The sequence below is a fragment of the Leucobacter sp. UT-8R-CII-1-4 genome (assembly GCF_030010235.1).
In the GTDB taxonomy this organism is placed as follows: Bacteria; Actinomycetota; Actinomycetes; order Actinomycetales; family Microbacteriaceae; genus Leucobacter.
In genome coordinates, this window is sequence record NZ_JASCRS010000005.1 from 51709 (window position 1) to 74068 (window position 22360).

General features: G+C 57.6%; 21 protein-coding genes and 1 tRNA gene. 16 read left to right on the forward strand and 6 right to left on the reverse strand.

All coding sequences use genetic code 11. The features are described 5' to 3' along the window. The first annotated feature begins 8 nt into the window (after positions 1-8). The 8 genes from nadD (at position 9) to QBL02_RS11835 (ending at position 6676) form a co-directional block, all read left to right on the forward strand. The gene (gene nadD, locus QBL02_RS11800; RefSeq protein ID WP_282726929.1) at positions 9-593 is read left to right on the forward strand and encodes a nicotinate-nucleotide adenylyltransferase; all 585 of its coding nucleotides are present in this window, start codon (positions 9-11) and stop codon (positions 591-593) included. Between the two features lie 3 nt (positions 594-596). Next, on the forward strand, positions 597-1934 hold the full coding sequence (locus QBL02_RS11805; protein ID WP_282726627.1) for a hypothetical protein: 1338 nt from the start codon (positions 597-599) through the stop codon (positions 1932-1934). Next, positions 1931-2329: a ribosome silencing factor gene (gene rsfS, locus QBL02_RS11810; protein ID WP_282726628.1), complete on the forward strand. Its 399-nt coding sequence runs from the start codon at positions 1931-1933 to the stop codon at positions 2327-2329. The genes QBL02_RS11805 and rsfS overlap by 4 nt, the downstream gene beginning before the upstream one ends. A 50-nt stretch (positions 2330-2379) precedes the next feature. Further along, positions 2380-2452, forward strand: a tRNA-Ala gene (locus QBL02_RS11815). 111 nt (positions 2453-2563) lie between these two features. Continuing rightward, positions 2564-3001 carry a VOC family protein gene (locus QBL02_RS11820; RefSeq protein ID WP_282726629.1) on the forward strand — a complete coding sequence of 146 codons (438 nt, stop codon included), beginning with the start codon at positions 2564-2566 and terminating at the stop codon, positions 2999-3001. Continuing rightward, positions 2994-3614 carry a GyrI-like domain-containing protein gene (locus QBL02_RS11825; protein ID WP_282726630.1) on the forward strand — a complete coding sequence of 207 codons (621 nt, stop codon included), beginning with the start codon at positions 2994-2996 and terminating at the stop codon, positions 3612-3614. The genes QBL02_RS11820 and QBL02_RS11825 overlap by 8 nt, the downstream gene beginning before the upstream one ends. 255 nt (positions 3615-3869) lie before the next feature. Beyond that, positions 3870-5207, forward strand: coding sequence for a hypothetical protein (locus QBL02_RS11830; RefSeq protein ID WP_282726631.1), 1338 nt, complete (start codon positions 3870-3872; stop codon positions 5205-5207). A gap of 8 nt (positions 5208-5215) precedes the next feature. Further along, positions 5216-6676 carry a hypothetical protein gene (locus tag QBL02_RS11835; protein ID WP_282726632.1) on the forward strand — a complete coding sequence of 487 codons (1461 nt, stop codon included), beginning with the start codon at positions 5216-5218 and terminating at the stop codon, positions 6674-6676. A 67-nt stretch (positions 6677-6743) separates the two neighbouring features. Here the strand turns inward: QBL02_RS11835 and QBL02_RS11840 are convergent, their stop codons facing one another. From QBL02_RS11840 to QBL02_RS11850, 3 genes are read right to left on the reverse strand one after another with little or no spacing between them, the layout of a single operon-like run. Next, positions 6744-7364 carry an NAD(P)-binding domain-containing protein gene (locus QBL02_RS11840; protein WP_282726633.1) on the reverse strand — a complete coding sequence of 207 codons (621 nt, stop codon included), beginning with the start codon at positions 7362-7364 and terminating at the stop codon, positions 6744-6746. Next, complete coding sequence (locus QBL02_RS11845) at positions 7361-8581, reverse strand: FAD-dependent monooxygenase (RefSeq protein WP_282726634.1); 1221 nt, start codon at positions 8579-8581, stop codon at positions 7361-7363. Before QBL02_RS11845 ends, QBL02_RS11840 begins: the two co-directional genes overlap by 4 nt. A gap of 44 nt (positions 8582-8625) precedes the next feature. Then, entirely contained in the window at positions 8626-10008 is a 1383-nt protein-coding gene (locus QBL02_RS11850; RefSeq protein ID WP_282726635.1) for an MFS transporter, read from the reverse strand. A gap of 195 nt (positions 10009-10203) precedes the next feature. Between QBL02_RS11850 and QBL02_RS11855 the strand changes: the two genes are divergently transcribed. From QBL02_RS11855 to QBL02_RS11865, 3 genes are read left to right on the forward strand one after another with little or no spacing between them, the layout of a single operon-like run. Next, complete coding sequence (locus tag QBL02_RS11855; protein WP_282726636.1) at positions 10204-11193, forward strand: LysR substrate-binding domain-containing protein; 990 nt, start codon at positions 10204-10206, stop codon at positions 11191-11193. A gap of 26 nt (positions 11194-11219) precedes the next feature. Next, on the forward strand, positions 11220-11600 hold the full coding sequence (locus QBL02_RS11860) for a hypothetical protein (protein WP_282726637.1): 381 nt from the start codon (positions 11220-11222) through the stop codon (positions 11598-11600). Continuing rightward, positions 11590-11889, forward strand: coding sequence for a hypothetical protein (locus QBL02_RS11865; protein WP_282726638.1), 300 nt, complete (start codon positions 11590-11592; stop codon positions 11887-11889). The genes QBL02_RS11860 and QBL02_RS11865 overlap by 11 nt, the downstream gene beginning before the upstream one ends. A 1-nt stretch (position 11890) precedes the next feature. Here QBL02_RS11865 and QBL02_RS11870 read toward each other — a convergent pair whose 3' ends face one another. Continuing rightward, a complete protein-coding gene (locus QBL02_RS11870; RefSeq protein WP_282726639.1) occupies positions 11891-12436 on the reverse strand; it encodes a hypothetical protein in 546 nt (181 codons plus the stop codon). 215 nt (positions 12437-12651) lie between these two features. Between QBL02_RS11870 and QBL02_RS11875 the strand changes: the two genes are divergently transcribed. Next, complete coding sequence (locus QBL02_RS11875; protein ID WP_282726640.1) at positions 12652-13137, forward strand: hypothetical protein; 486 nt, start codon at positions 12652-12654, stop codon at positions 13135-13137. A 111-nt stretch (positions 13138-13248) separates the two neighbouring features. On the opposite strand, the gene QBL02_RS11880 is transcribed toward QBL02_RS11875, so the two are convergent. Further along, the gene (locus QBL02_RS11880) at positions 13249-14610 is read right to left on the reverse strand and encodes an FAD-binding oxidoreductase (RefSeq protein ID WP_282726641.1); all 1362 of its coding nucleotides are present in this window, start codon (positions 14608-14610) and stop codon (positions 13249-13251) included. 399 nt (positions 14611-15009) lie between these two features. Between QBL02_RS11880 and mgtA the strand changes: the two genes are divergently transcribed. Together mgtA and QBL02_RS11890 are read left to right on the forward strand one after the other, a co-directional pair. Then, positions 15010-17766 (forward strand): magnesium-translocating P-type ATPase, encoded by a 2757-nt coding sequence (mgtA, locus tag QBL02_RS11885; protein WP_282726642.1) that lies wholly within the window; start codon positions 15010-15012, stop codon positions 17764-17766. Positions 17767-17911: 145 nt separating this feature from the next. Beyond that, on the forward strand, positions 17912-18628 hold the full coding sequence (locus QBL02_RS11890; protein ID WP_282726643.1) for an MgtC/SapB family protein: 717 nt from the start codon (positions 17912-17914) through the stop codon (positions 18626-18628). An 89-nt stretch (positions 18629-18717) separates the two neighbouring features. On the opposite strand, the gene QBL02_RS11895 is transcribed toward QBL02_RS11890, so the two are convergent. Continuing rightward, positions 18718-19098: a metalloregulator ArsR/SmtB family transcription factor gene (locus QBL02_RS11895; protein ID WP_282726644.1), complete on the reverse strand. Its 381-nt coding sequence runs from the start codon at positions 19096-19098 to the stop codon at positions 18718-18720. A 117-nt stretch (positions 19099-19215) separates the two neighbouring features. Here QBL02_RS11895 and QBL02_RS11900 point away from each other — a divergent pair, with 117 nt between their 5' ends. Both QBL02_RS11900 and QBL02_RS11905 read left to right on the forward strand, forming a co-directional pair. Continuing rightward, complete coding sequence (locus tag QBL02_RS11900) at positions 19216-20958, forward strand: ABC transporter permease subunit (protein WP_282726645.1); 1743 nt, start codon at positions 19216-19218, stop codon at positions 20956-20958. Between the two features lie 10 nt (positions 20959-20968). Further along, positions 20969-22318 (forward strand): nitrate/sulfonate/bicarbonate ABC transporter ATP-binding protein, encoded by a 1350-nt coding sequence (locus tag QBL02_RS11905; RefSeq protein ID WP_282726646.1) that lies wholly within the window; start codon positions 20969-20971, stop codon positions 22316-22318. Positions 22319-22360: the final 42 nt, after the last annotated feature.

The following is a 22360-nucleotide window of genomic DNA, read 5'->3' on the forward strand; positions in this document are numbered from 1 at the left end:
CGACGCAAGTGCGTCGCATTGGGGTGATGGGCGGCACGTTTGATCCCATCCACCACGGGCACCTTGTTGCCGCGAGCGAAGTAGCAGCGAAGTTTAACCTCGATGAGGTTATCTTTGTGCCAACCGGTCGACCATGGCAAAAAGACAATGTGAGCCCAAGTGAGCACCGCTATTTGATGACGGTGATCGCAACTGCTTCGAATCCCAGGTTCACTGTAAGCAGGGTGGATATTGATCGAAACGGGCCGACCTACACCGTAGACACGCTTCGTGATCTGCGTAACCAATACCCGAATGACGAGTTGTTCTTTATCTCCGGCGCAGACGCTGTTGCTCAGATTATGAGTTGGAAAGATAAAGACGAACTCTGGAATTTAGCTCATTTTATAGGCGTTTCACGGCCTGGTCACGAGCTTTCACTTTCAGGATTATCGGGGGAGCACGTAAGCTTGTTAGAAGTGCCTGCTTTGGCGATCTCTTCGACCGACTGCCGGAGCCGTGTGGCTCGGGCTCATCCTGTCTGGTATTTGGTGCCAGACGGAGTCGTCCAGTACATCGCTAAGCACCGCTTGTACACCGATGGAAGTGACTGACGTATGACTGACCAAGACGATAATCGCCCGCTAAGCCGGCGCGAAATACGTCTGCGCGAAATGGCTGCAGCCGGGGGATCTGACACCGCTGCTGCCGAGCCAGCTCCAGGCGCCGAGGCAACCGCCTTCGCAGAAGCTGAAGCCGCTCCCGCGTTTGAGGTAGAGATTTCGCCGTTTGACGAGGACGGACGCCAACGCAGTCGCCGCGAAATGCGCGAACTGCGTGAGCAGGCCATTGCAGAAATGCAGGCCGAAGCTGGTGAGCCAGTCGCCGACGCAGATGTATCTGCCGCGGTTGAGGCTGAAGCCGCTGGCGAACCATTTAGCTTTGATGCACTGCTGCAAGATGCCGCAGAGGAAGAAGCGGCCGCCGATGAGGCCCCTGCTGCCGAAGAGACAGTAGCGCAGCCGGTCGCTGCCAACTCGTTCTTCGCGGCCCCACAGCCAGAAGAAGCGCAGGAGCCGGCAGCCGATACCGCCGAGGAGCTAGAGCCCGCCGTTGAGCCGATAGCAGAGACTGTCGCGATCGAGGTTGAAGATACCACTTCTTCGCGCGGATTCTTCGGTTTTGGCAAGGCAAATGTTGCTTCTGAAGTAGAGACGCTGCCCGAGGTTGACCTCCCGGCAGAGCCTACAGATGAAACTGTCGAGGCAGAAGTCGAGGTTATCGAAACAGGGGCTGAAGCTGAGGCTGAGGCTGAAGCGATCCAAGACGACGCTGAAGCCACGCCGAGCGCATTCGATACCCCGGTATCTGCGACCACGGCTCCGGTCTCGCAAGGCTATTCGTTCCCTGACATCGCCCCTCTCGACGAGGGGCAGTCAGTGTTTGACGACCCATCGATTCAGATGATGGGTGGCGGTCAGCGTCAGCAGTCGCCTGCTAGCGATAGCCGCGAATTTGACGACCTCATCTCACGAGCGGTTGCGCAAGAAAGCGCGACCACCTCGACCAATACTTCGGCATTGATCTTGCCGAACATGCCGGACTCAGATGGGCTCACCGGTCCACTCGGAGAGACCGGTGAACTTTTTATTACCGGGTCATATGACCTGCCAAAGTCTCTCGGTGAGACCGGCGGTCACAACTCGCTCCAAGATGCGGGAGACGTGGAGTCGCTCGACGAACTCGGTTTCGTCGAAGCAACCCCAACCGGAATGATGGCCCCAGTATCAGCATCACGGGCAGTAAGTGCTCGCGGTGTACAGGGACCAGTCGTTGCAGAGGCGACAAAAGACAAGAGCAAACTTCCGGTAGTGCTGATCGCTACCGGTGGTGTGCTCGTGCTCGGCGCAGTCGGGTTGATTATTTGGGCAGCAGCGAGCGGATTGTTTGGATGAGCATAGAAGTAACTGAAACCACCCTTGAGAGTGTGCGCCTCGCAGCGCGCGCTGCGGACGACAAGGGAGCCACCGGACAGGTAGCGCTCAGTGTAAGTGAGTTTTTCCCACTTGCCGATGCGTTTCTGATCGTTAGCGGCAGCGTAGAACGCAACGTGCAGGCAATCTCGGACAATATCGAGGATGCGCTGAACGAAGCTGGAACACGCACCATTCGTCGTGAAGGTCGCGAAGGCGGGCGTTGGATCCTGCTCGATTTCGGTGACCTGATTGTGCACGTTTTCCACCAGGAAGAGCGCGAGTTCTACGGACTCGAGCGCCTCTGGAAAGACTGCCCAACAATCGACGTGGCAGACATGCTGGACAGCGCGCCGGATTTGCAGGTGCAAGCCTAATCTGGTGTAAGCTAGAAGGGTTGTCGGGTGAGCATTCGCCCGACTTCCATGGGTCTGTGGCGCAGTTGGTAGCGCACCTGCATGGCATGCAGGGGGTCACGGGTTCGAATCCCGTCAGATCCACAATCGTGTAAATAGCCCCCGCTTGGCGGGGGCTATTTTGTTTGCGATCCTCCTCTGGTATTCGCGCGAGATTTGCGAAAGCGCAAGATCAAATCGTGGGAACATTGGAAGATGCCACTCTTTGATCATCTTGGGCTCACCATCACAGACCTCGACAGGGCCGTTGTGCAATGGGATCCAGTGCTGCGCGCTCTTGGGCTTGAGACTGACGGCAGAGAGCTTGAGGGCGGCATCGCATGGAGCAACGAACACGACACTGAGTTGATTCTTTACCGGGCGAGTGATCCTCGTGCCGAACATCACAGTGTTGGCCGCGTCGGTTGGCAACATCTCGCATTTGCGCTTGAATCTCGTGCGGAGGTAGATCGGCTGCATCAAATTGCGGTGCAGGCAGGTTGGGCTTCCATTCGCGAACCGAAGGTGTTTCCGCGTTTCTCGGAGCGCTACTATGCCTCGTTCGTTGAAGACGAAAACGGTATTCGCCTGGAATTTATGCACAATCCACCCCGAACGGATCTGACCACAGCGAATGAGGGAGACAATGCCTGAAAAGATAGATTTTAAGAAGACGCTCGATAGCTACCGTGCTCAGCGCGGTGAGTTTCGTTTTCTTGATGTACCGGTGATGCGCTATCTCATGGTTGATGGACACGGTGATCCAAACAGCTCACAACTGTTTACAGATGCGCTTGAAGCGATCTACCCGATCGCTTACAAACTGAAATTTGCGAGCAAAGTTGACCTAGGGCGTGACTACGTGGTGCCTCCCCTTGAGGCACTTTGGTGGGCGGATGACGCATCGGTGTTCACGACAGAGCGAGATAAATCGCAATGGAACTGGACCGTCATGCTGATGGTACCCGAATGGATCACCGATGAGATGTTCGGCGCGGCGATGGTAAAAGCCGGTGCAAAGAATCGACCAGTGCGCCTCGACGACGTGCGGCTCGAGACGCTAGACGAGGGTCACTGCGTGCAAACCCTGCATTATGGCTCATACGATGAGGAGGGGCCAACGCTGCATGAAATGCACTCACGAATAATTCCAGAGCATGGTTTTCGGATGGGTGGGATTCACCACGAAATCTATTTCAGCGATTTTCGCAGGGTAGAGCCGTCGAAGCTGCGCACGATCCTGCGTCAACCCGTGGTTTCAAACTGATCGAGCTTTATCTTCTTATCGGGGCATAGCCTGGCCTGAATAGGCTTGCCGGTTTGCGACATAGGGTGCGGTTGATCGGGCTTTGCTATTTGCGCATACTTTTTGATTCAATCCGCCCGAATTCGCGTTTTTGGTCAGATGTTTCGATAATTCGGCCTAGGGTGGTGGGTGGCAGTGCAACCCTCGTCTGGCGCGAACGTGTCTTCGTGGTTGCTCCCGAATCGCACGATTTTACGTTAGAACGGATTTGCAGAGATGAGCGACGACCGGGTCAACGCGACGCCCGAAAACGGAGGGCCGCCGATGACCTCGGCCGAGGCCCGTGCAAACGAATACGGCTGGGCCGCGCAAGCTGCAGCCTTGCAAGGACAGGCGCAGGCCGAGGCCTATCAAGCCGCTGCCTACTGGCAAGCTCAGGCGCAGTGGCTTGAAGCGGCTGAAGCAGCGCAGGCCGGGCACCCTGTACAACCCGCGTATCCTGCGCAGGCCACACCTCACACGCAGACCATCCCGCCCACACAGGTGGCGTACTCACAGCTCCCGCCACAACAGCCTCGTGCCCCTAAGCGCTCCATGCGTGAGCTGATGACCAAGGGCGTGATTCGCACAACCTCGGTCGTAGCTGCCCTCGTAGTGGTGACGATCATCGCTGGTGTGGTGCTCATGGTGCAGCGGGCAAGCGCGCTCGATCGGGCAGCCGGACCGGCCCCCGACGTCGTCGCAGAAACCTACCTCGACGCAGCGATCGCGCGCGACAGCAAGACCATGACCGCCATGCAGCGCAGCGACTTCAAACTCTGGCAACTCGAAGAAGACACGGGGATTGTTCCCGTTCAGCTTGTTGCCGGAAGCCCCGAGGCAGCAGAAAGCATCGGCCTGAAGGTCAGCTATGAGGTGCTGCAAACAGACTTCATGGAGAACGGCAATAAGCTCGACAATCCCGACGTGGCAAATGAGGCCGGAGTCGTAGTCAAACTGAACTATTCCTTCACCGCCGAGGGCAAGCCTGTCGAAGTGTGGGCTCTGCAGATGCTGAGAATGGAGCGCGATTTCTACTACGACGGTAGTGACACTCCCGCCGAGTGGGTGCGACCTGCAAATGTGAAGCCGTCCTTCCGTGGACCCTGGGGTGTCGTCTCGCTCGAAGGCAGTATTCCTGAACTCGAAACTGAGATGGCGCCGGTCGGTTCGAACTATGAAGCATCGATCCCAGAAAAAGGTCGAGCCGGCTGTCATGTGAACGGAATTCTTCGCGACGTCTCTGAGTTTGCGCTGCAATACGGTGGGCTTCCGGTGACCTGTCTCGCAGGTGGCTCGGAGTTTACGAACTTTGAAAACGAAGATCTCGACTACCTCTCGGCCGAGCTCGTTCCACTAGAAAACGCGCCAATGACCGATGCGCTTGGACTTGCCGAACCGTATTCTCAGAATTTCTCCTCATTGATTTCGACCCCAATTGTTGAGAAAGCCTTCTCGGCTGGGGACCGCAGGTTTATTTTTGTGATGGCAATGGTTTCGCCTGAAATTGCTGAGGACGAATTTGGAGAGTACCGAGAATACCGCGTCATCAGCATCGTTGGGTTGGACAAATGAGCGAGAACATGCAGAATAATCAGCCACACGATCCCGCCCAGATGCCAAGTGAACCTCAGCAATTCGGCGCCGAACAGGTAGTAGCCCCGAACATTGAGGCGGCTGCGCCCGGAACCGAAGAACGAAGTGGCCTGACCCCAAAGGGCCTGATGTATTGGATTAGCGGCGGTGGCGCCATGCTGATCCTGGCCATCATCGGGGTGTTCGCTCTCGTGATGCCCCCGGCAGTTCCACCTCTCGCCACAAACCTTGGCGTGACCGATAACAAGCAACAGGTCGCCACAATGGAGTCAGTGGCTGACCTGTACACCGAACTCAACACCGCATTGCAGACGCAGGATCGCGAGTTGTTCTTCAGCTACGTAAGCGGTGACGCGGTCGCGCCATTGACCCGCTGGTGGGACAACATGGATAAATTCGGTTGGACAATGGGCGGTATCTCTACCGTGGAGATCACAGATGAGTGGATCGTTCCAGCCGAAGAGGGGCCAGCCGAGGTGCAGACGATCTTTGGTGCTGCGATGGGCTTCTCGGCATTCTCACCACGCGGAAGCGGCAATCGTGACGCCGGGCTGCACTTCATTCAGGGCATGCAGTACACCGCGACGATTAGCGATGATGAAGGCCCCAAAATTACCGCGTGGCAGAGCGGCGAAGCAAAGGCCGCCTGGGATTTGGCGGACCTCTACGTGGCCAAGGGGGAACACAGCATCGTTGCGGGTCTTCCTGAAGAACAAGAACTCATCGACTCAATCGTTCCTGTCGCTGACCAAGCTGCGGTTTGGGTACTTGACGATTTTGCTGCGGCGGGCCGCGAGGTTCCGCTCGGTGGTTTTAACGTGTTTGTAAGCGAGGATCAGGCGAACTTCGGTCAGTGGTTCCTCTGGCCACAAACTCAGGAATGGCTCTTTGACGTCGCCGGATATGCGATTCCTATGCAACGGCCAACCTCTTCTGGGGCCGGGGTGGATCCGCTTCTGGCAACAGGAGATTCGACCTCAACGAGTGTGGTTTCTATCGGACCAAGCGCGATGAGCGATCTTGAGCGAATCTTGGTGCACGAGTTCGTGCATGTGGTGCACTTCACCGAATCCTCAAGCAGCTTTGTCTCGCCACCGCGAGCAACCTTCGAGGGCTGGGCCCGCTATCAGGACAAACGATTCGCAAACGGTGGATCTTTCCCGGGTAGCGATAGTGCGATTTCGTACTGTGTCGCGAACTTCCTGAGTACAGAGGCGGCTGTGCCAACAGATGCGCAGCTCACCGGCCCGGACGCCTCATGCTATTACGAACTCGCCTCAACGCTGTACCGCTACGCGGAGGTGAGCGGCTACGACCAGTATCAATTGGCAAAGGTCGCGAATTCTGCGGGGGAGAACCCACTCAATGCGAGCTCGATTGTGGCGCCGGAGGGAGTTGCCCCGCTCAGCGCTGAGGGCTGGGTGAACTGGCTGCGAGAGAACTACTAGTTTTTGCGCAAAAGAGGGAGGCTATGGCAGTCGTGCCGTAGCCTCCCTCTTTGTTTGAGCGGGGAAATCAGTTCAGGAGGGTGAAACCCGTTTCGTTTCGAGTTTTGCCGAGGGCGGCCAGGGCAATCTGCAAGAAACCCATCGCTTCTAGTTCGCGGGCACGCGTGAGCGGGCCAACATCGACGGCACGCATTCCAGCGGCCTCAATGAGCTCCGCCACGGCAATTTTTGCTTCGGCGTAGTCGCCTGCATACAGCACTGTTGTTGTCGTGGTGCCATTGTTGCCTGCGGTAAGCGTATCGCCAAGGTTCACGTTGAACGCTTTCACGACAGCGGTACCCTTTGGCAACTGTTTTGCCAACTCAGCTGCCGTAGAAGAGTCAGCAGGCACGATGAGTTCGTCATAGGTGGTGAAATCGATCGGGTTGCTGATGTCGATCAGGACCTTGCCCACAAGACGGCCTTCGTACTGTTTCAGGACACTCGAATATGCGACGTAGGGTACTGCGAGCACAACTAGGTCGCCGCTGAGCTCGTCGCCCACCGCACCGTAGTTGACGTTTTCACGATCCCCGGACGAACTCAGAGTGCTTCGACGCAGGATCTGTATGTTGGCGCCAGCTCGGGTGGCGACCTCGGCGATTGCGGCGCTCATTTTGCCGCTGCCAATAATGCTGATGGAAATCACTTAGTCTCGTTCCTTTCGAATCGATTCAGCGCCTTCTCGGCAACTTTACGAGCGTCATAGTCAAAGACAGCGCTGCGACGGAAGTCGCGACCAACACGAAGATCGGCGTTACGTTTCTTTAGATCCGCGAACTCATATTGCGCATCAAACATCGCGCCTGAGCGGCGGGAACCGTGCTGCAAGATAGCGGTGCGCTGCATACGTACCGCTGTGTAGCGTCGAAACGCTTCGGGAAGGTCGGCTACGGTTTCGGCTGCTTTCACGAATGTTGCTAGCGCCATACTGTCTTCGATTGCCTGGTTCACGCCTTGGCCCTGGTGCGGCAGCATCGTGTGGGCTGCGTCGCCGAGAAGCGTGATCGGCCCGTGAGACCAGTTTGTCAGTGGTTCATGATCGAATAGACCCCACCAAAAGGTGTTCTCAATTGATTCAATAAAGCGGTGCAGCTTTGGGTCCCAGCTGTCACCTGCGAACTCTGCCGCGAGTTCGCTCACTTCCGCTGGTCCAGACCATGGCCCGTGCAACGGGCGATCGCTTGGCACACCAGCGACAAAGTTAAATAGCTTTCGCTGTTGCAGCGGGTAACACATGAAGTGGCGGTTGTTGCCCATCCACACCTGGCTGATCATCGGCCAGTCTGCGGGCAAGAGTGAGGCATCAACTACACCCCGATAGACGATGTACTCCGAGTACACCGGCTCAGGAAATTGTCCAATCGCTTGACGCACGACCGAGTGAATCCCGTCAGCGCCAACAACTGCATCAAATTCTTCGGTGACACCGTTTTCAAAAGAGACACGCACCCCAGATTCGACGCTCTCAACCCCTGAAAGGCGGTGGCCTAGACGAATAGATGTTGGATCGACGGCAGAGGCGAGCGCGTTGATCAGATCAGGGCGATACATGCCGATGTTTCGATATTGCTTCGAGGAGTCTTCCCAAGCGGCATCGGTGACAAGATTGCCCAGAGCGTCTTGGTAGACGCCATGCCCGTCTGGTACAGCGCCAGCGGTTCTGATCTGCTCAAGTACACCGAGATTGTCGAGCACACGCTGCGCATTCGGCGCGACCGTGACTCCGGCTCCGACTTCGCCGAGCTTGCTCGCCTGTTCGAAGACGGTGACCTGTACTCCGGCGACTCGGTTGAGGGCGATTGCGGCAGTGAGGCCACCCATGCCGCCGCCGATGACCGCGATCCTGGTGCTTTGGCTAACCATAGTTTCTCCTTGAATTGACTGGGTAATAGCTGCTGATGGGCGAACTAGTTACCGGTGCCCGCATGTTCGCGGGTAGTTGCGCGTTGGCTGAAGATTGTGGCTCCGGTAGCCTGCTCTGCCTCGTGGTCCGGGCCGAGCGGAATGCCAGAACGGTCGCGAAGGCAGATGGTGGCGGCAGCCCCCAGAAGCGTTGCAGTGAGTAGGTACAGCGAGATTGCTGTGGTGCTGCCCGTGGCTTCAAGCAGCATTTGCGCGATCATCGGAGCGAATGCGCCGCCGAATACCGCGCCAATCGCGTAGGTCACCGACACTCCCGAGAATCGCACTGAGGCTGGGAAGATCTCCGCGTACCAGGCGGCTAGTGGGCCATAAGTGAGGCCGAGGCCGAGTGAGATAAGAATAAGAGCGGTGTAGAGGCCGGGCAGCCCGCCGTTGTCGACTAGCCAGAAGATTGGGAAGACGACGGCAGCTTGAAACGCGAAGCCGATCAAGAAAGTGTTGCGTCGGCCAATCATGTCTGAAAGGTAACCAGCAAGCAAGGTTGAGAAGAACCAGACAGCCGCTGCGGTGGCTGCGGCGAGCAGGACCGCGGTGGTATCGAGCTTCTGCACATTGATGGCGTAGTTGTTGAGGAAGCCGCCGGTGGTCATATAACCGAGGGTCCCGTTGCCCACAAAGACGAGCGCAGCGAGCACAACGAGGTACCAGTGACGCTTGAACAGAGTCACCACTGGTACTTGTGCCTGCTTGCCGCGGGCGGCAATCTCGGCAAAGACCGGGCTTTCATCTACCGAGCGACGAATCACAAAGCCAACAACGATCAATACAATGCTGAGCAAGAACGGCACTCGCCACCCCCATTCAAGATACGCTGCGCCGGGGGAGATGACGCCTGTCATCAGTGCGGTCATGCCCGAAGCGAGCAAAAAGCCCAGCGGCACACCGAGCTGTGGCCACGAGCCTGCGCGGCCCCGCTTGTCGGCTGGCGCGTGCTCGACGGCCATCAGCACGGCGCCACCCCATTCGCCGCCGGCCGAGAGACCCTGCAGAATGCGAAGCACAAGCAGCATGATGGGCGCCGCGATACCGATCTGTGCGTAGGTTGGCAGCACACCAATGAGCGTTGTCGCTACGCCCATCAACACGAGGGTGATTACGAGCATCGCGCGTCGGCCGAGAATATCGCCGAAGTGGCCGGCTAGAAAAGCTCCGAGGGGCCTGAACAAGAACGAGATGCCGACGGTCGCGAATGAGAGTAGCAATGCAATCTCTTTGCCGGCAGGCTGAAAGAACAGCTGAGCGAAAACGATACCGGCGCTGGTCGCGTAGATAAAGAAGTCATACCACTCGATCGTGGTGCCAATAATGGTGGCCATCGCGATGCGTCGCTGCGACGCCACTTTGCGGTGGGTCTGTGTGGAATTCATGGTGTCCCTAACATCATTGTTGCCCCGGTTATCAGGGGACGGGGATGAAGCATTTCCAATAATGGAGCACCCAACACTGTGTGTAAATCGCAGTAATATGAGGAACTACTTCTGTTTTACTTAAGTATCGGATGAAGGCGAACTGGCCGGCGGGCAGGCGCTTCCGTGGTCAGCAGCGACAGCAAAGGGGTTGCGATGGCAGACGTCAGTATGAGGCAGTTAGAGTTACTCGCCGCTTTGCCGAGCTTCACCACGCTCAGCGCCGCGGCAGCGCACCTGCACATCTCAGAATCTGCCCTCTCCCAAGCAATCAGCGGGGTTGAACGTATCGTTGGCGAGCAGTTATGTGTTCGTCGCAAAGCGCGGGGTTTCACACTCACACCAACGGGGCAGCACTTCGCGAAACAAGCCAGGCAAATCGTCGCCGACGCCCAAGAGCTCATTGTCTCAGCGGGGCAAGGGCAAGAACTTCGTGGCCCGGTGCACATCGGGTGTTACTCGACCTTCGCAACAAGCGTGGTGCCAGAGCTTCTCGAAGGCTTTCCCAAGGTGCACCCGGGCGTGAATATCGAAGTGATGGTTGGCACAAACGAAGAGCTGTTGGCTGCGTTGCAAGCTGGCTACCTCGACGTCGCAATCGTTTACAATGTCTCGCTACCAACGGGTTACCAACGCCACGAGATCTACCCAACCGAGCTTGAGGTGCATTTGCACCCGAGCCACCCGCTTGCAAATGCCACATCAATTGACCTCAGCGATCTGGCAGAAGAGCCCTACGTGCAATTCGACGCGACTCCCGGCACCGTAAACGTCATAGATGCATTCGCCGCGCGCGGCCTTGAGCCAGCAATTGAAGCGCGCGTCACCGAAGTGAGCTTGGTTGAGGCGCTCGTGGGTAGGGGAGTCGGCTATGGCCTACTGATGTCCCGACCAAACTCGCTGCCGATGAGTGTTGAAGGCAGGCCCGTGGTGATCAAGCCGTTGGACCCGCCGATCACGGTCTCTCACGTCGTAGGAATCTGGCCAGAAGACATGGAACTCACCGTGCGCGCAAAGGCTTTGCTTGAGTATGCAACCGAGAAACTTGGTGGCCAGACGCGGGCGTCTGCGGTTGCCCCGGGAGAGTCGAGAAACGAATTCGCCGCACTGAACGATATTCTGACACCTATTCGAAGTGCAACTTAGTGCGACGTATAAATCGAAAGGTCGCAGTGGCAAACCAGCCAACTCAAAAAAAGCTCGGCATCGTCAAGATGTATCTTTTGCTGCTGCCGCTTTCGGCGCTTGTGGCAAGTTATGTGTTGCTCGCAAGTCGTGCCACAGCGTTTACCGAGGCTGAACTTGCGCAGATGCGCTTCGGTTGGCCCTTCACAGTTGTTGAACAAGACCTATCGCGATACATGCCAAGCGATTTCCCGGTGACGATGGAGTTTCATTGGCAACGTAATTGGAGTGATCCCATTGCAACGCACTATGACCTGCTGGCTTTCGCGATGAACACCTTGCTTCTTGGTGTCGCGGTGACCGGATGCTTTTTCGGCATTGTGTCCATTGTTCGTGCTCTCGTGAAACGCCGCCAAAATGGAGAGTAACAACGAGTGGCACGAGGCACTGCGTGGCCTGAGCAAAGAAGAAGTCCGGCGTCTTCCTTGGCCGGCGAGGGCAGCCGTGCGCTGGCTCTCAATGCCTATTGTTTTGCGCTTTTTTATCGAACTGATTCCGGGCGCGTTCCTTGCGCTGCTCTTGCTCTGGGTTCCGAGTAAGCCAGATGACGACTGGGTAAGCCCAGTTGCCTCCGCATTCGTTTTCGTTGCCTTCGCAGTGTTTCCCACGAAGCGCCTCATTGCGGCATTGCGGGCTGCAAACAGAGGGAAACGCTGAGCTAGTTGCCGAGTCCAGGAATCTCTACATAGATTTCGGCCTCGCACTCTTCGCACGTAGCCTCAAGCGATCCTGGTTCTTGCAGTAGCTCGGCGAGTTCGCGATTTCCGCGGAGGGCAGAGATGGTCGCGAGTACCCAGGGCAGATCGTCTTTGCTCAGTACGGGAATGCTTTCACCGAGCGGAAGATAGACCTCGTCAATTGCTTTGAGATATGCGTGCAAGAGATATTTGGGCATGGAACTTTCGTCTGCGCCGGTCAAGATGATGCCGACTACGCTGAGCAATTCGGCGCGCAGCTCGGGCGGCTGCAGCTTGAGAATCTGTACCAAATAGGGCAGAGCTGCGTAGGCAGCGTCCCAGGTCGAACCCTCAGAGGCGAGGTAGGGCCAGAGATCCCGAATACGTTCAAGGTCAGTAGGCGAGTCAAGCAGTAGCCCGAGCTCTCGAGCAACATCCATTTCTGAGTTTGGGCCTACACCGGCGCGATGCGTCAGGCTATTCCAGCGAGCGTCTTCCAGGGCGAGCGGAGAGTGAGTATCGGGCATGACTTGATCGTAGCGTTATCAACCAATGGTGCCGCCTCGAGGCTGGTTCGCATTCGCGAAATAGGTCATAGGTGCCACGGGAGCGGAACCTGAGGGCGATGTATCTGCCGTGTGACCTCGAAAGTATTGAAATGTACCGGGGCGCACATGCCCAAGGTCACACGAAGGTGGCTTCGACGCAAACAGCGCCCGTCACCACTCAGAAAGGGAAAACTATGCAGCGGACCTCACACCCCAGCAACCCGTCAGATGCTGAACGTCGACACACCAAGACTGCGCTGAGAGTCGCTGCGCTCGGTGTCGTGGGGCTCGCCGCAGCATCGGTGCTTACCGGTTGCAGTGGTATGGCTGAAACGTTTTCAGACCGATGGAACGTTCAGTACCAGATCACGGCAGACGAGGGTGATCTTGGTGGTGTCACCAAGATCGAGTACCAAACCTGGGCGAATACGCTGGATCGCGACAGCACCGTGAAGATTCCTGCGAAGGAGGGCGAAGCGGCGGGACTTAGCGGGAGCGAATGGAAAGAAGACGTGATCGTTGGTGCTGGCCTCGACGCCAAGCTTCGTGCAGAGGGTGCCAGCGTTCCGCTGAGCTGCAAGATCATTCTCGAGGGCAAAGATGTGGTGGCTGAGTCCACTGCTGAAGCTGGCAAGCCTCTCGAATGCTCGGCAACGCTACCAAAGTTTGAAAAGAACTAGGCGTTTGCGACATCGGTAGCGACGTGCTGGCGTGCTCGGGCCTTGTGTCGGCCAGCGTTCGCGTTGCCCATCGTCTGCGATGGACAACGGCTGGGCGATCCAACGTGCTTTCTAAATTGCGCGGGCCGGGGTGAGGATACCCTTGGGGTCGAGCGCATGTTTGATTGCAAATTGCACCGCGAGCGAGGCCTCGTCGAGCTGCCAGGGAAGTTCGTGACGTTTTACCGCGCCGATTCCGTGCTCGCCTGAGATAGTGCCGCCCATTGAAAGTGCGTATCGGGTGATGTCGTCGATCACAAGCTCGGCGGCGGCTTCACCGCCAAGCTCAGGGTTTGATTCAACGACGCAGTGCAGGTTGCCGTCGCCAGCGTGCGCCACGTTTGAGATACGCAGTCCGTGTTGTTTTGAAATCTCGGCGAGACCGTTGAATACCTCGGCGAGCGAGGCTACTGGTACAGCAACATCGCAAGATACGCGCAGTCCGAGCGCGTTGAGTGCAGGGTTGGCCAGGCGTCGCGCTTCAAGCAGCGAGTCTGATTCTGAAACCTCGGTGCTGCTTGCGCCGTTCACGGTGCAGATTGCCGCGATTGCCTCCGCCCGTTCGTTCGCATCGAGGCCGGTGGTTTGGCCGACAAGCATGGCTCCCTTTGGAATCTCGACGCCGGTCGGGTGGAATGCTTCGACGGCTTCGACACTGAATGTGTCGAGCAGCTCAAGAATCTCTGGTTGGTGCGGGCCGTTGACGATAGCGGTGACTGCGCGACCGGCGTCTTCGATGCTGTCGAAACCGGCTCTGAATGTGCGTGGGATCCCCGGTGCGATTGCTTTGAGGCGCACCGTCGCCGAGGTGATGATGCCGAGGGTTCCTTCGGAGCCGGTGAAGAGGCTTTTGAGGTCGTAGCCGACCACGTTTTTTCTCGTGCGAGAACCAGTGCGCATAATGCGGCCGTCTGCGAGCACTACTTCGAGGGCTGCGACAGAGTCGGTTGTGACTCCGTGTGCCACGCAGCGGAGACCGCCCGCATTGGTGGCGATGTTGCCGCCGACTGTTGAGGTTGCGGCGCTTGCGGGGTCTGGTGGGAAGAACAGTCCATGCTCTTTGGCGGCGGCGTCAAGGGTTGCTGTGATCACGCCCGCTTCAACGACAGCAAGACGATTTTCTGCATCGATCTGCAAGATGCTGTTCATGCGCTCAAGCGAGATGATCAACCCGCCAGGGTAGGAGTTTGCGCCGCCGGCTAGTCCAGTGCCTGCTCCGCGTACGCTCACCGGTACTTCATGCTCGTTTGCCCAGGAGAGAGCTGCTGAGACGTCTTCTGTTGATTCGGCGAGGACGAGGGCGACGGCGGCGCCCTCGGGTGCCAGCCTTGAAGAATCATGGCCGTAGTGCGCGAGGAGTGCTGGCTCGGTGTTTAGGCGATCGCCGAGGTGTTCTCGAAGTTGTTTCAGCTCACGTTCGCTCACAGTGCTCATTCGAGTCGAGTCCTCTCCATTGTGTTTCGCTCTCGTGTTCATCTTATTGTTCTGTCGGCTCTGCTTTGTTTGTGTGCTTCTGCCGCGGTACGAAACCGTAGAAATGGGCAGAAAAAGCGACACAATTTACTTTGTCATTTGCGCAAGTCGTTGAATGTCGTGTACGGTGATGGACGGGGCAAGAACTGCCCTGCCTTGACCTGAGGAGGTGATCCGTCGTGAGCGACGACCATAGTCGATTGAACTGCCCCGGCGCGCCGGCGGAACACCACTAAATCAGTACTCAGCGGTAGCCGCCTGGATTCGCCGGGGGATCACACACCCCTAAGACGATGAGCTCGCTGTGCCCCAGATTCCTGGGAGCACACTACTTATCGCGCCGAAAAGCAGTCTGGAGACATGCTCATGCGTGCATACCGCAACTACGTTGACTTCAATACGCAGTCATCAGGCCCCTCGGGCCGCACAAATCTGACACCACCCAACGGTTCAAAAAAGAAGAAGAGTGAAAACGCCACCGCAAACCTGAGCGTTGGTCAGCAGCAGATCCTGGTCGATGCAGCAACTCTGCCAGCAAAAGCAACGCTCAACTCATTTAATAGCAACCCCGACGGCCTGAACGAACAAGCCGTGATCGACTGCCGAGCCAGATACGGCCGCAACGAGGTTGACCACGATAAGCCAGCACCGGCGATCGTGCAGTTCATCAAAACCTTCGGCAATCCATTTATTCTTATTCTGATCTTCCTTGCCGGGGTCATGTTCATCACCGACGTGGTGCTCGCTGACGCGGCCGAAGGTCCCGACTACACCGGCGTCGCGACCGTCAGCACCATGGTCCTTGTAAGTGCCATAGTGCGCTTTTGGCAGGAGTACCGCTCTTCGCAGGCCGCCGAGAAGCTGAAAGCGATGGTGCGCACAACCGTCGCAATCACCCGTCGCATCGACGGCAAGCCGGTTACCGGGGAACTGCCAATCGAAGACGTCGTGCGCGGAGATATCGTGCAGCTTGCCGCAGGCGACATGATTCCCGCAGACGTTCGTTTTCTTCGCACGAAGGATCTGCAGATCAACCAAGCAATGCTGACCGGCGAGGCAATGCCAGCCGAGAAGACCGCCGACGTTGCAGAAGAAGTGACAACCTCAAATCTGATTGATGCGCCAAACCTTGGCTTTATGGGAACCTCGGTGGTTTCCGGATCGGGCACCGCTGTAGTGGTGGGCACCGGGAAGCTCAGCTACTTCGGCAGTATGGCCTCGGCAATTTCGGGCACCCGGCCCGAAACTGCCTTCGACAAGGGGATCAAGAAGGTCACCTTCACTCTGATCAAGTTCATGGTGATCATGGTGTCAATCGTGTTTGTGGTCAACGGCCTCACGAAAGATTGGACCAGTGCATTCCTGTTTGGTATCACCGTAGCTGTTGGCCTGACACCAGAGATGCTGCCACTCGTGGTCACCGCTGGCCTAGCAAAGGGTGCCAATATGATGGCCCGCCGCAAGGTCATTGTGAAGCGGCTCAACAGTATTCAGAACCTCGGCGCAATGGATGTGCTCGCAACCGACAAAACCGGCACCCTCACCGAAGACCGCATCGTGCTCGAGCGGCACCTCGATGTGAACGGGCAGAGCTGCGAAACCACACTCGGCTTCGCGGCCGCGAACTCGCACTTCCAGACGGGCCTTCGCAATCTGCTCGATGCTGCAGTGCTCACCGCGGCGGGACCAGCGGGCCTTGAAGAAGTGCAGAGCAAGTACACCTTCATCGACGAAATGCCATTTGATTTCGTTCGTCGGCGCATGTCGGTCGTGGTGAGCGATGGTTTTGCGCAGTTCATCATCACCAAGGGCGCTGCCGAAGAAGTGCTCGCTCAGTGCACCACAGAGCTGCGCAACGGCGACGAGATTGCCCTCAGCGGCGAGCGCCGTAAAGAAATCGACGGCCTGGTTGCCGAACAGAATCAGCTGGGTATGCGTGTGCTCGCAGTCGCTGTTCGGTCGATTGCTCCTGGTGACGAGCCAATTAGTGGCGATTTCACTGTGGCCGACGAGACCGAGATGACCCTGATCGGCTTCCTCTCCTTCCTTGATCCACCAAAGGCGACAGCTGGAGCAGCAATCGCTAGCCTGGCGAGCCGTGGCGTAGCAACCAAGGTGATCACGGGTGATAATCCACTCGTCGCGGCAACAGTGTGCCGTCAGATTGGGATTGATCCGGGCCGCGTGGTGCTTGGCCACGAAGTTGATGAACTCACCCTTGAAGAACTCGGCCGGCTCGCGCAGCAGACCACTGTGTTTGCGAAGGTAAGCCCGTCGCAAAAGGCGCGTATCGTCGAGGCAATGCGTGAGCAAGGATTCACCGTTGGTTTTATGGGTGACGGCATTAACGACGCGCCTGCCCTGCGCACAGCAGATGTTGGCATCTCTGTCGACACCGCGGTAGATATTGCGAAAGAGTCTGCTGACATTATCTTGCTCGAAAAAGATCTGACGGTGCTTGAAGGTGGTGTGATGGAGGGGCGACGTACCTTCGTGAACACCATGAAGTACATCAAGATGACTGCTTCGTCGAACTTTGGCAACATGTTTTCGGTGCTGGTCGCGAGCGCGATGCTGCCGTTCTTGCCAATGATCCCGCTCGTGGTGCTTGTGCAGAACCTCAGCTATGACCTTTCGATGCTCACCTTGCCGTGGGACCGGGTGGATGAGGGAGATATTAAGAAGCCCCGTAAGTGGGAGTCGCAGAGCCTGTCGAAGTTCATGATCTTTATTGGTCCTATTTCTTCGATTTTCGACCTCACCACCTATGCGCTGATGTGGTTTGTGTTTGCGGCGAATAGTGCAGAGCATGCAGCGCTCTTCCAGTCGGGCTGGTTCATCGAATCGATCATCTCGCAGACTCTCATCGTGCACATGCTTCGCACCCGTCGTCTGCCGTTCTTCCAATCGCGAGCAAGCCTGCCCGTGCTATTGGCAACGGGCGCAGTGTGTGTCTTCGGCTTGGTTTTGCCGTTCACCGGTTGGGGTGCGACGCTCGGACTGGTACCACTGCCTTGGACCTACTTCCCGTGGCTGGTTGGCACGTTGCTCGCGTACATGGTGCTTACGCAGCTCATTAAGAAGGTATTCATCCGCAAGACCGGTACCTGGATCTAATCAGATACCTGCGCAAGGAACATTCATCGGCGCGACGCGGGGTTGCCTTCGCGTCGCGCCGATGCGCGTATTTGAGCGCTCAGAGTGACGGGTCAGTTTTTGCTTGTGGCTCACGCTCGACGCAACTCTGAATGGGGGAGAGAACATGATCGAATGGATCGACATCGCGCTGCGGATCGGCGCAGGGGTGGGCTTTGGTGCACTCATTGGTTTCGAGCGCCAGTGGCGGGCGCGCACTGCAGGACTTCGCACGAACGCGCTTGTAAGCCTTGGCTCGGCGCTTTTTGTGATCATGGGAGCCTATAGTTTTGACGGCCCCGGTGCCGATCCCACGAGGGTTGCCGCGCAGATCGTTTCAGGTATCGGTTTTCTGGGCGCTGGCGTCATCATGAAACAGGGTGTTTCAATCTCTGGGCTCAACACCGCAGCGACACTCTGGGCCTCGGCTGCTGTGGGTGCGCTGTCCGGGGGCGGCATGATCTGGGTTGCTGCTTTGGGCACCGGCATGATTATTGCTGCAAACGTGTTACTTCGGCCCATCGGTCGTGTGCTCGACCGCAGGCCAAGTATTGTTGGGCGCGAGGTGAACACTGAAGTCGAGTACACCTTTGAGGTGCGTTGCGGACGCGACCACGAGGTGCCTGTACGAGCGATTGTTTTTGATGCTGTGCACCGGCCAGATCTTACGGTGCAATCAATCGCTGCCACCGACCTGCCAGATGAGCTTGTGGTGATCACCGCGACGGTGACGAGTGCTGTGCGAGACGATCATCAGATTGAGTTGGCGATTGCCGATGTGATCCGGGCGCCAGAGGTGCTCGGTGTGCGCTGGGTTGCGCAGGATCTTGGGCCAGAGGACTAAGGTCGGTAACCCCCGGCAGCGCTACAACTCGGGCAAAACCGGGGGTTTAAAGCCCATCGTGAGGCTAAGAAACGGGTGCACCCATCGCGTTAGACCGGGCTTGGCTCAAAACGCGGTTGGCGGGGTGGGCGGCGCACATCTGACTGGCCTGCGAGGGTGCCATCCGGTGCAATATGGCTGAACATTTGCTCAACCACTTCGAGAATGTGCGGATCCTCGACGCGGTAGAGTTGCCGACGCCCATCGCGGCGCGCGGTCACAATTCCTGCCGCGCGAAGCTTCGCGAGGTGCTGGCTCGCTGCGGGAACATTTGAGCCTGAGAGCTCGGCAAGCGTCGAAACGTCATACTCGCAAGAGGCGAGCAGCCACACCAGGTGTAAGCGTGATGGTGCCGAGAGCATGTCGAAGGTGGCAGCCGCAGCATTTAGCTGCGCCTCAGTCACGGCCTGGCTCGGAACACTCGATGTCATTCCTCTATCATCTAACACTCTGATGTGTGCGCAAGTCATTGAATGGCGGCTAGGCTGAGAAAAGCCGCAGCCAGCACTGCCAGACTCCCCAAACGATGTGAATGAAAGGAGTTCGCCATGGCGACTCCACGTTTGTTCACCCCGCAAGACGCGGCACTGCAGACAAAAAGTCGTTTGATCATAGACGCACTGGTGCTGATCGCTGTTGTCGTCACCTTTTGGGCGTTGCTCGCTCTCTCACACGGCATCTTCGACCCGTGGAGCCAGCTCACCGCACCCGCAGCGGTGTCTACTGATCCAACGCAGCTGCCGTACTACGCCGCGCGCTCACTATTGCGCATGTTCATAGCATTGGGTTGCGCTGTCGTGTTCTCGCTCGTTTACGCCACCCTTGCGGCGCGCTCACGCAGAGCGGGCATGGTGCTGCTGCCTTTGCTCGATGTGTTGCAATCGGTACCGGTGCTTGGGTTTCTCTCGGTAACGATCGCATTCTGGCTCACACTCTTTCCAGGTACCGGGCTGGGCCTAGAACTAGCCGCGATCTTCGCGATTTTCACCAGCCAGGCGTGGAACATGACCTTTGCCTACTATCAATCCCTGATTACCCAACCAGAAGAACTCGACGAAGCAGCACGCAATCTGCGGCTCACCAGATGGCAACGCTTTAGCAAGTTGGATCTGCCCTCTGGCATGATCCCGCTTGTCTGGAACGGCATGATGAGTTTCGGTGGTGGATGGTTCTTTCTTGTCGCCTCGGAAGTGATCAGCGCAAACAATCGGGTGTACGCACTGCCAGGCATCGGATCCTATGTAGCCGCAGCTTCGCAAGAGGCGCAACTTGGCCACCTCGCGCTCGCCATCGCCGTAATGGTGCTGATGGTGCTGAGCGTGAACGTGCTGTTTTGGCGGCCCCTCACCGCGTGGGCAGAACGATTCCGCACCGGAGACACTGAAACGGTAGATCTGCAACGCAGCGTCGTGCTGGATATCTTGCGCAGATCAACGCTCCCGGCGATCACCACCAAAACAGCAAGAATGCTTGCCACGGCAATGGACACGATCACCAGGCCACTTGGGCGAAGCGACCGGCCACTGCAGCTAGACCCAGCCAGGCGCAGGCTCGGAGATATCGTATGTGTGGTGCTTGCGACGATACTGCTCGCGCTGGGCCTTTTCCAGATGCTCAGATATATGAGCAGCAATGCCGGGCTTGACCAGTTTGTACTGGCGAGCGGGCTAGCCTCAATCACCCTCATTCGAGTGATCGTTGTCGTTGCGCTTGCCTCACTCATCTGGGTGCCGATAGGTGTCTGGATTGGGCTCAGCCCCAAGGTCACCCGATACGCCCAACCCACTGTGCAGATACTCGCGAGCTTCCCCGCGAATTTCCTGTTTCCTCTCTTCACCCTGATGCTCATCTCCACGGGAGTGAGCCTGGACCTCGGTGGCATCTTCCTCATGGCACTCGGCGCCCAGTGGTACCTGCTCTTTAACGTCATCGCGGGAGCTGCCGCGATCCCCAATGACCTACGAGAAGCCGCAACGAGCCTGCGGCTGAACCGACGGCAGAAATGGCGAACTCTCTACGGGCCAGCCATCTTCGCCTCATGGGTAACCGGAGCGATCACCGCCGCAGGAGGAGCCTGGAACGCGTCAATTGTCGCCGAAATCGTGAGCTACGGTGACAGCACACTTCGAGCACACGGAATCGGCTCATACATCGCAGATGCCACAAGCGCCGGAGACTTCACGAATACCCTGATCGGGGTCACCGTGATGAGCCTGTTCGTTGTGGCGCTGAACCGACTGATCTGGCGCCCCCTATACGGATTCGCCAAGCATAGAACCTCCCTGAACTGAAGGTGAACTGATGAATCTTCACGAGAACAACGCGCCCGCCAAGCAGACAACAGCGCTGATTGAGGTCGAGCACCTCAATAAAACCTTCTCCTCAACGGACGGCAGCTCGCTGCAGGTACTCAAAGACGTCACCATGACACTTCACGAGGGCGAAGTGGTGGCGATTCTCGGAAAATCAGGCTCAGGAAAATCGACGCTGCTACGAACACTCGCCGGGCTCATCGCGCCCAGCAGCGGAGAAGTGCGCTACCGAGGCGAAGTTCTGCGCGGTGCAAACCCGGGAGCAGCTATGGTGTTTCAATCATTCGCGCTCATGCCCTGGCTCACCGTACAAGACAACGTCGAACTCGGGCTACGGGCAGCCAATGTGCCCGAAGCCGAGCGAGAGGCCCGCGCGCTCGCCGCAATCGCGCAGATCGGCCTTGAAGGGTTCGAACGAGCGTATCCGCGCGAACTTTCTGGAGGTATGCGGCAGCGCGTTGGTTTTGCCAGGGCACTCGTGCTGCAGCCCGATGTGCTCATGATGGATGAGCCGTTCTCAGCTCTTGACGTGCTCACCAGTGAAAACTTGCGAGGCGAACTGATCGAACTGTGGAACCAACCAGATGTGCCAACCAAATGCATCTGTATTGTGACGCACAACATCGAAGAAGCCGTGCTGCTTGCTGATCGGGTGCTTGTGCTTGGTACCAACCCTGGACGTATCAAAGCGGAAGTGCCGATTCTTCTGCCTCGTCCGCGCGACCGTCGCAGTCCGACGTTTGAATCGGCGGTGGATCAGCTCTACGCGATCCTCGCTGACCGTGAAGAGCGTTCTGCCTCTGCGAGCTCACCCGGCCCGCTGACGCACCCGCTGCCAGATGCAAGCGTTGGTGGTCTTGCTGGGCTCGTTGAGATTGTTCTTGCGCACGATGGTCAAGCAGATCTTCCAGACCTTGCCGATGAGCTGTCTTTTGAAATTGATGACCTTTTGCCGCTTGTTGATGCGGGGGTCATGCTCGGCCTGCTCGAAGTCGAGGGGGCGCAGGCCTTTTTAACTCTCGACGGGCGGGCCTGGGTAACTGCGAGCGTGGGCGGCTCAAAGACCATGTTTGCTGAGTTTGCACTTGGGCGTGCGCCACTCGTGAAGACCATTGTGGCAGCGCTTGAACACAGCAATGACGGTGCACTGCGTGACGACTTTTTTCGCGATCTGCTGCGACGCGGCTTCGGACCAGAAGAGGTTGAACGGCAACTTGCCACTGCAATTGCTTGGGGCAGGCACGGTGAGCTGTTCGATTACGACGCAAACACTGGCGAGCTGGTGTTGAGCGAAGTGGCCGCCTCGCTCATGAGTGAGTTTGGCGAGACTGGATTCTAGCTCCGACATGCTGAGGTAAACCCTGACTGACCTCGGCTTTCT